The sequence below is a fragment of the Ruegeria aquimaris genome, from assembly GCF_025751555.1.
Classification (GTDB): Bacteria; Pseudomonadota; Alphaproteobacteria; order Rhodobacterales; family Rhodobacteraceae; genus Ruegeria_B; species Ruegeria_B aquimaris.
In genome coordinates, this window is the sequence record NZ_JAOWLB010000002.1 from 18,832 (window position 1) to 31,352 (window position 12,521).

A 12,521-nucleotide genomic window follows, 5' to 3' on the forward strand; every position below is an offset into this window, starting at 1 on the left:
GGTTACTTTCCGCGCCCGACCTGGCGGCAGATCAGGATCACCGGCAAGAGGCCCACGGCGAGAATGACCAGCGAGGGCACGGCGGCACCTTCGAGCCGCTCGTCGCTGGCCAGACGATAGGCCTGCACCGCCAGCGTGTCGAAGTTGAAGGGCCGCATGATCAGGGTTGCCGGCAGTTCCTTCATCACGTCGACAAAGACGATGAGCAGCGCGGTCATCAGCGACGGCGTCAGGATCGGCAGGTGGATACGCCGCAGCGTGCCAAAGGGCGTCTGCCCCAGCGAGCGGGCGGCGGCGTCCATATTGGCATGCACGGTACTTTGGCCCCCCTCATAGGCGCTGAGCGCGGCGGCCAGGAAGCGCACCATATAGGCCGCCACCAGGAGCCAGATCGAGCCGGTGACCAAAAGGCCGGTGGAGACGCCGAAGGTCGCCCGCATCCAGCCGTCGAGCGCGTTGTCGAACGAGGCGAAGGGCACCATCAGCCCCACCGCGATCACGCCCCCCGGCACCGCATAGCCCAGCCGCGCCAGATAGGCCGAGGTCTGGGCCGAACGCCCGGGGCGGAGGCGCTGGAAGAAACCGACACAGATTGCGGCCGTGACCGTGACCACCGCCGCCGTGCCCGCCAGGATCAGCGAATTGCGGATAAAGCCGACATAGCGCCGCGACAGCAGGTCCTGTTCCGATTCCAGCCCCATCAGGACCAGGATCACCACCGGCAAGACAAAGCCCAGCAGAACGGGTATGGCGCAGAGCACCAGTGCCGCCGCGGCACGCCAGCCTTTCAGCGCGCCCGCGGGCATGGCGGCGTGGCGACGGCCCGACTGGTAGTAGCGCGCCTTGCCGCGCTGGGTGCGCTCGGCCACCGCCAGCATCAGGGCAAAGCCCAGCAGGCACAGCGCCAGCTGTGCCGCCGCCGCACGGTCGGCCATCGAGAACCAGCTGGTATAGATGCCGGTGGCAAAGGTGCGCACGCCGAAATAGGCCACGGTGCCGAAATCGGCGATGGTCTCCATCACCGCCAGCAGCACGCCACCGGCGATAGCCGGTCGGGCCATCGGCAGCGACACCCGCCAGAACGCCGCCCAGGGGCTGGACCCCAGCGCGCGGGCGGCAAGATAGGCGGTGGCGCTTTGTTGCAGGAAGGCGGCGCGCGCCAGCAGATAGACGTAAGGATAGAGCACGAGGATCAGCATCACCGCCGCGCCCTCGGTCGAGCGGATCTCGGGGAACCAGTAGTCGCGCGGTCCCCAGCCGCTGAGCTGGCGCAGGGTGGTCTGCACCACGCCGGGGTGGTCAAGCACGAAGGTATAGGCATAGGCCAGCACATAGGCCGGGAAGGCCAGCGGCAGGACCAGCGCGATCTCCATCAGGCGGACGCCGGGAAAGCGGGTCATCGTCACCAGCCAGGCCGCGCCAACCCCCAGGCAGAAGGTTCCGGCCGCCACCAGCAGCACCAGCAACAGCGTGGTTGCCGCGTATCCGGGCAGAACCGTGGAGAGCAGGTGGCCGAGCGTATCGGTGCCGCCAGTCAGCGCCGCCAGCGCCACGGCGACCATCGGCAGCAAGCAGGCGGCGGCGATGGCATAGGCCAGCGCGCCCAGAACGCGGGTGCCCAGCGCCGTGCGGCGGCGCGAACCGTGTTCGGAATACTGGATCTCGGCCATGGCGGGTCTGGTCCGGGGTTTGCTTTTCCCCCTTAATCGACCAGATTAGTCGGAAATACCAGTGCCTGCTGCGCGTTTTTGCGCCCTCTGCCACGGAATGCCGCGATGACGACAACCCGAACCTCTGCCGAGATCACCCGATGGCTGCTGACCGGCGCGCGGGCCGAAAGCGGTCTGGCGGCGGTGCTCGACGGGCTGGTTGCGCGGCTGATGGCGGCGGGGTTCCGCATCGACCGGGCCACGATCGGCGCGCCGCTGATGCATCCGATCGCGCGGTCGAGTTTCTCGATCTGGGTGCCGGGCGCGGGCGCCAAGGAGAACGAGCTGATCTGGGACGAGGTCGGGATGGAGCGGCTGCACAACAGTCCGATGCATCCGATCTATGCCCGGGGCGAGGATGTCGATTGGCGGTTGGGCGCGGTCGCCGCGCCGGGCGAATATGGCATCGGGGCCGAGTTGCGGGCGGATGGATTCACCCATTACCTGGGGCTTGCCCTGCCCTTTGCCGATGGCAGTTACAAGGGGTTGACGCTCCAGACCAAGCGGGCGGGCGGGTTTTCCGCAGACGAACGCGCGCTGTTGCGTGATCTGGTGCCGCCGCTTGCGGTGGCGGTCGAGCATCATGTGCAGCGGCGGCTGGCGCAGACGCTGATGGATACGTTCGTGGGCCAGCGCGCGGGGCGGCGGGTGCTGGAGGGGCAGATCCATCGCGGCGACGGCGACACGCTCCGCGCGGTGATCTGGATGAGCGATATCCGGGGGTTCACACGGATCGCGTCAGAGCACCCGCCAGAGCAGGTGATTGGCCTGTTGAACCAGGCTTTCGAAGGCATCACCCGGGCCATTCTGGACCAGGGTGGCGAGGTGCTGAAATTCATCGGCGACGCGGTTCTGGGGATTTTTCCGGTTGAACAGGATGCCGAAGGCGCGGTTGCCCGCGCCGAGGCGGCGGTGGATGACCTGCGGGCGGCAATGGCGGCGCCGGACTGGCCCGAGGCGGTGCGCATCGGTGTGGCGCTGCATCTGGGCGAGGTGTTTTATGGCAATATCGGCGGGCGCGAACGGCTGGATTTCACCGTGATCGGCGCGGCGGTCAACCTTGTGGCGCGGGTCGAGGGGCTGTGCGCCGCGTTGCAAGAGCCGGTTCTGGTCACCGGCGACGTGGCGCAACTGTCCAGCCGGAGATACCGGGACAAGGGGCGGCACGTGGTCAAGGGTGTGGCCGATCCGGTTGCGGTCTTTGCGCCCGAGGGCTGAACAGAAAACCCCGCGCCACGGCGCGGGGTCCTGTTGTCCGATACGGTCGGGCGCCTAGTCGTAGCGGCGCTGGTCCTCGATCACCAGCCCGTCCTTGGGCAGGCTTCCGGGAGCCACGACCTCGATCGCGCCTTTCAGCTTGAGCACCTCGGCGACCGAACGGGCATAGGCGTTGCTGTCGCCGCCGGGGCTTTCGATCTGGACCGTCATCGCATCCATCTCGCCCACGCGGGTGGCGATCACCCGTGCCTTGACGATTTCGGAATGCTTGTCGACAAGGGCCGCCACCTGCTCGGGGCGCACGAACATGCCCTTGATCTTGGTGGTCTGGTCGGCGCGGCCCATCCAGCCCTTGATCCGCATGTTGGTGCGGCCGCAGGGCGAGGCGCCCGCCATCACCGCCGACATGTCGCCGGTGGCAAAGCGGATGAGCGGGTAGTCGGGATTGAGGGAGGTCACCACGACCTCGCCCACCTCGCCCGGCGCCACCGGCGTGCCGGTGCCGGGAGTGACGATCTCGACGATCACATGTTCGTCGACGATCATCCCCTCCATCGCCACGCTTTCATAGGCGATATTGCCCAGATCGGCGGTGGCATAGCATTGCAGGCACGAGATGCCGCGATCGGCATATTCCTTGCGCAGCGACGGGAACAGCGCGCCGCCGCCCACGGCGGCCTTGGTGAAGCTGAGCGTGACGCCCATCTCTTCGGCCTTGTCCAGGATCACCTTGAGGTAATCGGGCGTACCGGCATAGGCGGTGCAGCCGATATCGCGCGCGGCGGTCACCTGCAATTCGGTCTGGCCGGTTCCGGCGGGCAGCACCGCCGCCCCGACCGCCCGGGCGCCGTTTTCAAAGATCATCCCGGCGGGTGTGAGGTGGTAGCCGAAACAGTTCTGGACGATATCGCCCTGCCCGATCCCGGCGGCATGCAGGAAGCGACCCATGCGCCACCAGTCATGATCGGTACCGCCCGGTTCATAGATCGGGCCGGGCGACTGGAACACATGGGCAAACCCATGCGCGGGCTTGACGGTAAAGCCACCAAAGGGCGGGTGTTCGCCCTGCGACCGGCTGAGTTCCGACTTGCGCAGCACCGGCAGCGTCGCCAGCGCCTGGGCATCGGTGATCGCGGCCGGGTCGATATCGGCCAGCAACCGGGCAAAGCCAGGCGCGGTTTTCGCGCGGGCGATCTGCTCTGGCAAGGCCGAGGCCAGATCGGCGGCGCGTTGATCGTCGGTACGGGTTTCGAGGCCGTCGAAGAAGTCAGTCATCTTTCCATCCCGCATCACTGAATTTCTTTCATGAGGTTCATGATCATCTCCTCGGCATCAGCGATCTGAGTATTCAATCTTTGGATCTCGCCCAGTAATTCAGTAGCTTGATCACTCAGAACCTCACCACCAAGGGTTAGTGGTTCATTCAACAACTCTTGAACTTTCGTCCTTACTCCACCTTTCCCGACTTTGATCCGATGAAGAGTTTCGCGAGCGTGAAAACCAAGCCTCGAAGCAGCATCACTTTCAAAATCGATCAGACTCCGGCGTCGTTCCCACCGATACTCGAAGTCATTGAAACGGGGCAAAACTGTTGAAATCAGTTCTTCACTAGGTCTCTGTCCGTCTGCCAACAACTCCAAGACAGCTCGTGTGCCACTTGGGGCAAAGTAGATATCTCGAAGCACGTCCAGCAGTGCCTGAAGCGATGCCGCATTTTTCCTCTCGTTTGATGTCCTAGCTTCGGACCTAAGCGCCCCGACAAGCTCCGAGGCACCTTTGACGAACGAAATCGCCTCTGTTAGCCCTCCCGGCATCAGCTCAGCCACCGCTTGCGGCGGCGATAGGAGCGCACATCGCGGAAGCTCTTGCGGCCCTCATCGGACATGCCAAGATAGAACTCCTTCACATCCGGGTTCTCGCGCAGTTCCTTGGCGGGGCCATCCATCACCACGCGACCGGATTCCAGGATATAGCCATAGTGGGCATAGCGCAGCGCCACGTTGGTGTTCTGTTCGGCCAGCAGGAAGGACACGCCCTCTTTCTGGTTCAGGTCGCGGACGATCTCGAAGATCTCTTCGACCAGCTGCGGCGCCAGACCCATCGAGGGCTCGTCGAGCAGGATGGTCTCGGGCCGCGACATCAGCGCCCGCCCCATCGCCACCATCTGCTGTTCACCGCCGGAGGTATAGCCCGCCTGGCTGCGGCGACGCTCCTTGAGGCGGGGGAAGTAGTTATAGACCATCTCCAGGTCACGCTGGATGTTGGCGCCGCCATCCTTGCGGGTATAGGCGCCGGTCAGCAGGTTTTCCTCGACAGTCAGGTGTTCGAAGCAATGGCGGCCCTCCATCACCTGGATGACGCCCTTGGTCACCAGCGCGGCCGGATCCTGTTCGTGAATGGTCTCGCCACGATACTTGATCGACCCTTTGGTCACCTCGCCGCGTTCGGAATGCAGCAGGTTCGACACCGCCTTGAGCGTGGTCGTCTTGCCGGCGCCGTTGCCACCCAGCAGCGCGGTTATCCCGCCCTTGGGCACGGTGAGGCTGACACCCTTGAGCACGAGGATCACGTGATTGTAGATCACCTCGATATTGTTGACCTCCAGCAGGGTTTCCACCTGCGCATCCGTGGTATTTGCCGCATCCAGCATCCGCGCTTGTCCTCATTGGCCCCGGTTCGCCGGGGATGATCGGGGTGGGACGGCGGCGGACCGCCGTCCCGGGTTCGATGCGGGCCCGGATCCCGGGCCCGGTCCTGCGCTTAGTTGCAGCGCGGCGCGATGTTGTTCTCGGTCGCGTAGGCGCTCGAATCTTCCTCGATCAGCGCGCCGATGACTTCGCCGTCGGTCGGTTTGAAGTCCGAGATCAGCGACCAGGTCTTGGAGGTCGCATCCCACTGGGTCACACCCACCAGGGCGTCACCGCCGTGGTTCTCGCAGCTGACCGAGAAGGTCGGACCGAAGTTCGGCAGGCCCAGTTCGGCCATCTTCGCTTCGGTGATCTCCAGCGCTTCCATGCCGTCGCGCATGTCGGCGGCGGTGATGTCGGCCTTGCCCGAGATCTCCTGTGCCTTCTTCGCGGCTTCGGCTGCCAGCATGGCAGCATAGAGACCGCGGTTGTAGAGCACGGTACCAACCTGGTCACCGGCGCCAGCCGCCTTGCCCGCGTCGATCACGTATTTCTTCAGATCGTCGAACAGCGGGAAGTCGGTGCCGACGTTGTGGAAGGTCAGCGCCTTGTAGCCGTTGGCGGCATCACCGGCGGGCAACACGTCGTTTTCCGAACCCGACCACCAGATGCCGATGAAGTTTTCCATCGGGAAGCGGATGTTGGCGGCTTCCTGAACGGCGACCTGGTTCATCACGCCCCAGCCCCACATCAGGACATAGTCAGGCTTGTCGCGACGGATTTGCAGCCACTGCGACTTCTGCTCCTGGCCCGGGTGGTCGACCGGCAGGGCGCTGAGTTCAAAGCCATGCTTCTTCGACAGCTCTTCCAGCGTGCGGATCGGTTCCTTGCCATAGGCGGAGTTGTGATAGACCAGGGCGATCTTCTTGCCCTTGATGTCGCCGCCGTTGATTTCCAGCAGGTAGTTCACCGCGCCCGAGGCACCATCCCAATAGTTGGCGGGATAGTTGAAGACGTTCGAGAACACCTTGCCGTTCTTGGCCGACGTGCGGCCATAGCCCATCGAGTGGATCGGGATGCCGTCGGCGGTTGCCTTGGGGATCAGCTGATAGGTGATACCGGTCGACAGCGGCTGGTACACCAGGGCGCCCTGGCCCTTGGTCGACTCGTAGCATTCAACGCCCTTCTCGGTGTTGTAGCCGGTTTCGCATTCCAGCACGTTGGCCTTGACGCCGCCGATGCCGCCATCCCGCTCGTTGAGCAGCGTGAAATAGTCGGCATAGCCGTCTGCGAACGGAATGCCGCTCGCGGCATAGGCACCGGTACGATAGCTGAGCGACGGGAATGTCAGGTCAGCAAGCGCCGGGCCGGCGGCGATCAGGGCGCTCAGCGCCACGGTTGCCAGTTTCATCTTCATCGGGTGTCTCCTCCCTTGGTTAGACCGATGTTGGTGTACGGGGGGAACCGCCCCCCGTATCGGGTTGGACCTGTCCGCGTCAGTGCGGGAAGGGCCAGAGTCTGAGTTTTTCCTTGGCCACGCGCCACAGCTGCGCCAGCCCGTGAGGTTCCATGATCAGGAACACGATGATCAGCCCGCCGACGATCACCAGCTGCAAATGCGCCACGATATCCGTGGGCCAGCCAAGCATGTCTGCACCAACGACCTTGAGCACCACCGGCAGCAGCACCAGAAAGGCCGCGCCAGCGAAAGAGCCGAAAATCGAACCGAGGCCGCCGATGATCACCATGAACAGCACCAGGAAGGATTTCTGGATGCCAAAGGCCTCGCCAACCTCGACCGCGCCGAGATAGAGCGCGAAGAACAGCGCGCCGGAGATGCCGACAAAGAACGAGCTGACGGCAAAGGCGGTCATCTTGGCCTTGAGCGGATTCACCCCGATGATCTCGGCGGCGATGTCCATGTCGCGGATCGCCATCCAGGTGCGGCCCATGGTGCCGCGGGTCAGGTTGCGGGCGATCAGGGCGCAGAGGGTCAGGAAGATCAGGCAGAACAGGTAGGTGGCCCAGGCCGGTGCGTTGGGACCGGTGATGATGATGCCGAACACGTCGCGTTCGGGCGCGTTGATCTGGCCGGAGGCGGAGTAGTTGTAGAACCACGGCACCCGGTTGAACAGCCAGACCAGAAAGAACTGCGCCGCCAGCGTCGCCACCGCCAGATAGAACCCCTTGATCCGCAGGCTGGGCAGGCCGAACAACACGCCGACAATCGCCGTGATGCCACCGGACAGGATCACATGGATGAACATGCTCGTCTCGGGGAAGGCGGTCATCAGCTTGTAGCAGGAATAGGCGCCCACGGCCATGAACCCGCCGGTGCCCAGGCTGACCTGGCCGCAATAGCCCACCAGAATGTTCAGCCCGATCGCGGCGATGGCGTAGATCAGAAAGGGCAGCAGCAGCGAGTTCGCCCAATAGTCGTTGATGATGAACGGGATGATCCCGAAGGCCACCACCAAAACCACGTAGTACCGATACCGGTCGAACTTGATCGGAAAGGTCTGGCTGTCGGACTGGTAGGAGGTTTTGAAATCTCCGGCTTCACGGTAGAACATCGCTTACATGCCCCCTTCGGACTGCGCGCGGTTGCGGGCCGCGGTGTCGAGTTGATTTGTCTTTTTCGCATAGCCGCTCGCTTCGGCGGCCCGAACCAGCCGCAGATATGCGGCGATCCCCATGATGAACCCTGCAAAGGCGAGGAGGCTGGCGATGAGCAGCTGCTGGTCGCTCAGGTCCTGCGCGGTCAGGGCGATGTAGCCAAAGGCCCAGAATCCCGACCAGGCGACGACATTGACGATGGCGATCAGCTTGTTCATCCGTCTCCTCCCTTCCTTGCGAAGGTTCCGGGCGGGCGGGTCTCGTTGCGCGGCACGCGCAACGGGGTCGCCCACCGGAACCTCAGACCCTTTCGATGATCTTCTCGCCGAACAGACCCTGCGGCCGGAACACGAGGAAGATCAGCGCCAGAACATAGGCGAACCAGTTCTCGGTCGCGCCGCCCACCAGCGGGCCGATCGCGAATTCGAACAGTTTCTCGCCGACCCCGATGATCAGCCCGCCGACAATGGCGCCGGGGATCGAGGTGAAGCCGCCCAGCATCAGCACCGGCAGCGCCTTGAGCGCGATCAGTGACAGCGAGAACTGCACACCCGACTTGGTGCCCCACATGATGCCCGCGACCAGCGCGACAAAGCCCGCGACCGACCAGACCAGCACCCAGATGAAGTTCAGCGAGATGCCGACGCTCAGCGCCGCCTGGTGGTCGTCGGCCACCGCACGCATCGCCCGGCCCTGCTTGGTGTACTGGCTGAAGGCAACCAGCGCCGCCACCAGAAGCGCCGCGATCACGGTCGCCACGATATCGAGATTGTCGATGAAGAAGCCGTAGCCCAGGATGCCATAGGTGGTGTCGTCGATCCACACGTTCAGACCCTGCGGCAGACCCACATCCAGCGTCTTGATCTCGGAGCCCCACATCAGGTCGGCCACGCCTTCGAGGAAATAGGCAAGCCCGATGGTGGCCATGAACAGGATGATCGGCTCCTGCCCGACCAGGTGGCGCATCACGAATTGCTGCACCGCCCAGGCCAGAAGGACCATCACGCCCATGGTCAGGATAATCGCCAGCAGCGCCGGAACGTTCCATCCGAAATGGGTGATATGGGCGCCGAAGATCGCGTTGATCAGATGCGCGAACGGCACCTGGCCATTCATGATCCCCACCAGGGTCATCGCCGCGAACAGCGCCATCACGCCCTGGGCATAGTTGAAGATGCCCGACGCCTTGTAGATCAGCACGAAGCCCAGCGCCACCAGCGCATAGAGCACGCCCGCCATCAGGCCGTTGAGGATCACCTCGGTGGCAAAAATCAGTTGATCAGACATGTCCCGCGCCCCCGGTTTTCGTCGTGTCGTTCAGGTGAAGATCAGTCATGTGCCACCCCCAGATAGGCGTCGATGACCTCCTGGTTGTTGCGCACCTCGTCGGGCGTGCCGTCGCCGATCTTCTTGCCGTAATCCATCACCACCACGCGGTCGCTCAGGTCCATGACCACGCCCATGTCATGTTCGATCAGCGCGATGGTGGTGCCGAACTCGTCGTTCACGTCGAGGATGAAGCGGCTCATGTCCTCTTTCTCTTCGACGTTCATGCCCGCCATCGGTTCGTCCAGCAGCAGCAGTTTCGGCTCGGCAGCCAGCGCGCGGGCCAGTTCGACCCGCTTTTTCAGGCCGTAGGGCAGGCGCGACACCGGCGTCTTGCGGATGTGCTGGATCTCGAGGAAGTCGATGATCTTTTCCACCGCCTCGCGATTTTCGACCTCTTCGCGCTCGGCCTTGCCGCGCCAGATCGACTGGCTCAGCAGGCCCGCGCTCATGAAGTTGAGCCGCCCGGTCATCACGTTGTCCAGAACGCTCATGCCTTCGAAGAGCGCGATGTTCTGGAAGGTGCGCGCGATGCCCTGGCGGGCCACCTCATAGGGGCGCATCGCCGGGCGCTTCTTGCCGTGGAACCAGACCTCGCCCTCTTGCGGCACGTAAAAGCCCGAGATCACGTTCAGCATCGAGGACTTGCCGGCGCCGTTCGGGCCGATGATCGCGCGGATCTCGCCCTCGCGGATGTCAAAGCTGATATCCTTGATCGCCACCACGCCGCCGAACCGCAGGGTGATGTTCTTCATTTCCATCACCACGCCGCCGATCTTGCGGCCGTCCTCGGTGATATATCCCTCAGATGCGTCGAGCATCGGTGTCTCCCTTGTCTGTCGGACCGGGGTCCAGTGCGGTGGGCGCGCGCCGCGCGCCCTGCCGGCGCTTATTCGGCGGCCACCTTATGCGGTGCCACGGTCTGGATCTTGGCGTCGCAGATGGTCAGCGTTGCCTTGATCGCGCCCTTGCGGCCATCCTCATAGGTCACCTCGGTCACGGTCGAGACCTTGTCGGAGCCGTCATAGAGCGCGGCGATGATGTCGGCATACTTGTCCTCGACAAAGCCGCGGCGCACCTTGCGGGTCCGGGTGATCTCGCCATCGTCGGCATCCAGTTCCTTGTGCAGGACAACGAAGCGATGCACCTGGCATCCCGACAGCATGGTGTCGGCGGCAACCGACCTGTTCACCTCTTCCACATGCTTGGAGATGGTTTCCAGCACGCGCGGGTGTCCCGCCAGTTCCTGGTACGAGGCATAGGCGATGTTGTTGCGTTCCGCCCAGTTGCCGATCGCGGTCAGGTCGATGTTGATGAAGGCGACGCAGCGGTCGCGGCCATTGCCGAACAGCACGGCCTCAAGGATGTCAGGATAGAACTTGAGCTTGTTCTCGACATATTTGGGCGCGAACATGCTGCCGTCGGCCATCTTGCCCACGTCCTTGGCGCGGTCGATTATGCGCAGGTGACCCGTGCCTTCCTCGATGAAGCCCGCGTCGCCGGTGGCGACCCAGCCTTCGGGATCCTTGGTCGAGGCGGTGCTTTCGGGGTTCTTGTAGTATTCGACGAACACACCGGGCGAGCGGTAATGGATCTCGCCTTTCTCGTCGATCCTGATCTCGACATCCGGCGCGGGCACGCCGACGGTGTCGGCACGCACTTCGCCATCGGGCTGCACGGTGATGAACACGGTAGCCTCGGTCTGGCCGTAGAGCTGTTTCAGGTTGATGCCCAGCGAGCGGTAGAAATCGAAGATTTCCGGCCCGATCGCCTCGCCCGCGGTGTAGCCCACGCGGAACCGGCCATAGCCCAGCGTATCCTTGAGCGGACCGTAGACCAGAATGTTGCCCAGCGCGTATTTCAGGCGGTCGCCGAAGCTGACCGGCTTGCCGTCCAGGATGCGGCCGCCGACCTTTTTGGCATGGGCCATGAAGTGGTGGAACATCCGCCGTTTCAGCGGGCTTGCATCCTCCATCCGGATCATCACGTTGGTCAGCTGCATTTCGAACACGCGCGGCGGGGCAAAGAAATAGGTCGGCCCGATCTCGCGCAGGTCGGTCATCATCGTGTCGGGGCTTTCGGGGCAGTTCACGCAGAAGCCGCACCAATAGGCCTGTCCGATCGAGAAGATGAAGTCGCCAACCCAGGCCATCGGCAGGTAGGAGAGGATGTCCTCGCCGCGCGTCAGATGGTCGAAATCCGCCGAGTTCTTGGCGCTTTCGATGACGTTGCGGTTGGACAGGACCACGCCCTTGGGCTTGCCCGTGGTGCCCGAGGTATAGAGCATCACGCAGGTGTCGTCATAGGTGATCTCGGCGATGCGGCGATCCAGTTCGGCATCCAGCCGGTGGTGCCCGGCGCGGCCCTCGGCCATGATGTCGTGCAGCGCGTTCATCTGGGAGTGGTCGTATTTCCGCATCCCGCGCTTGTCGGTATAGAGGATGTGCTTGACCTGATGCACCTTCTCCTGGATCTCGATGACCTTGTCGACCTGCTCCTGGTCACCGCAGACGATGTATTTGGCGCCGCAATGCTCCATGACATAGGTCATCTCTTCGGCCACCGCGTCCTGATAGAACGGCACCGGTACCGCGCCGACCATCTGGGCGGCGACCATCGACCAGTAATGTGCCGGACGGTTGCGGCCGATGACGGCGATGTGGTCGCCCTTTTCGACGCCGATCTCCAGAAAACCCAGCGCCATGGCACGAATCTCGGCCGCGGCTTCGGCCCAGGTCCAGCATTGCCAGATGCCGAATTCCTTTTCCCGATAGGCCGGGGCATTCCCGAACTGGGTTGCGTTGCGGTGAAGCAGCGCCGGAAGGGACTGAAGCCCCCCAGCGCCCGACTGCGACTGGACCAATGTCTTTCTCCTCCCCATTCCGACCCGCTCCTTCGGGCCGGACGTGACCGCGTGACCCTGACGGATCGTTGCGATTCTGCCCCAGATCAGGAACAGCGCCATTGGTCGCGGGGAAAGTTTACGTGATGTTTTCCCAATTCTTACGAATTGTAACAGCGTGTC

The 12,521-nt window shown here is 63.6% G+C and carries 11 protein-coding genes; 1 reads left to right on the forward strand and 10 read right to left on the reverse strand.

What is annotated here, in order from left to right; all coding sequences use genetic code 11:
- Positions 1-2: 2 nt before the first annotated feature.
- The gene (locus OE747_RS02925) at positions 3-1,670 is read right to left on the reverse strand and encodes an ABC transporter permease (RefSeq protein WP_263827111.1); all 1,668 of its coding nucleotides are present in this window, start codon (positions 1,668-1,670) and stop codon (positions 3-5) included.
- 105 nt (positions 1,671-1,775) lie between these two features.
- Between OE747_RS02925 and OE747_RS02930 the strand changes: the two genes are divergently transcribed.
- Positions 1,776-2,927: an adenylate/guanylate cyclase domain-containing protein gene (locus OE747_RS02930; RefSeq protein WP_263827112.1), complete on the forward strand. Its 1,152-nt coding sequence runs from the start codon at positions 1,776-1,778 to the stop codon at positions 2,925-2,927.
- A gap of 54 nt (positions 2,928-2,981) precedes the next feature.
- Here the strand turns inward: OE747_RS02930 and OE747_RS02935 are convergent, their stop codons facing one another.
- From OE747_RS02935 to OE747_RS02975, 9 genes are all read right to left on the reverse strand, one after another.
- Positions 2,982-4,202 (reverse strand): phenylacetate--CoA ligase family protein, encoded by a 1,221-nt coding sequence (locus OE747_RS02935; RefSeq protein WP_263827113.1) that lies wholly within the window; start codon positions 4,200-4,202, stop codon positions 2,982-2,984.
- 14 nt (positions 4,203-4,216) lie between these two features.
- Positions 4,217-4,753 (reverse strand): hypothetical protein, encoded by a 537-nt coding sequence (locus OE747_RS02940; protein WP_263827114.1) that lies wholly within the window; start codon positions 4,751-4,753, stop codon positions 4,217-4,219.
- Positions 4,741-5,577: an ABC transporter ATP-binding protein gene (locus OE747_RS02945; RefSeq protein WP_263388890.1), complete on the reverse strand. Its 837-nt coding sequence runs from the start codon at positions 5,575-5,577 to the stop codon at positions 4,741-4,743. The genes OE747_RS02940 and OE747_RS02945 overlap by 13 nt, the downstream gene beginning before the upstream one ends.
- 110 nt (positions 5,578-5,687) lie before the next feature.
- Positions 5,688-6,971, reverse strand: coding sequence for an ABC transporter substrate-binding protein (locus OE747_RS02950; protein WP_263827115.1), 1,284 nt, complete (start codon positions 6,969-6,971; stop codon positions 5,688-5,690).
- A 79-nt stretch (positions 6,972-7,050) separates the two neighbouring features.
- On the reverse strand, positions 7,051-8,127 hold the full coding sequence (locus OE747_RS02955) for a branched-chain amino acid ABC transporter permease (RefSeq protein ID WP_263827116.1): 1,077 nt from the start codon (positions 8,125-8,127) through the stop codon (positions 7,051-7,053).
- A gap of 3 nt (positions 8,128-8,130) precedes the next feature.
- A complete protein-coding gene (locus tag OE747_RS02960; RefSeq protein WP_263827117.1) occupies positions 8,131-8,388 on the reverse strand; it encodes a hypothetical protein in 258 nt (85 codons plus the stop codon).
- 82 nt (positions 8,389-8,470) lie between these two features.
- Positions 8,471-9,457 (reverse strand): branched-chain amino acid ABC transporter permease, encoded by a 987-nt coding sequence (locus OE747_RS02965; protein ID WP_263827118.1) that lies wholly within the window; start codon positions 9,455-9,457, stop codon positions 8,471-8,473.
- A gap of 41 nt (positions 9,458-9,498) precedes the next feature.
- Positions 9,499-10,317: an ABC transporter ATP-binding protein gene (locus OE747_RS02970; RefSeq protein ID WP_263388893.1), complete on the reverse strand. Its 819-nt coding sequence runs from the start codon at positions 10,315-10,317 to the stop codon at positions 9,499-9,501.
- A gap of 68 nt (positions 10,318-10,385) precedes the next feature.
- Positions 10,386-12,377, reverse strand: coding sequence for an AMP-binding protein (locus OE747_RS02975; RefSeq protein WP_404818288.1), 1,992 nt, complete (start codon positions 12,375-12,377; stop codon positions 10,386-10,388).
- Positions 12,378-12,521: the final 144 nt, after the last annotated feature.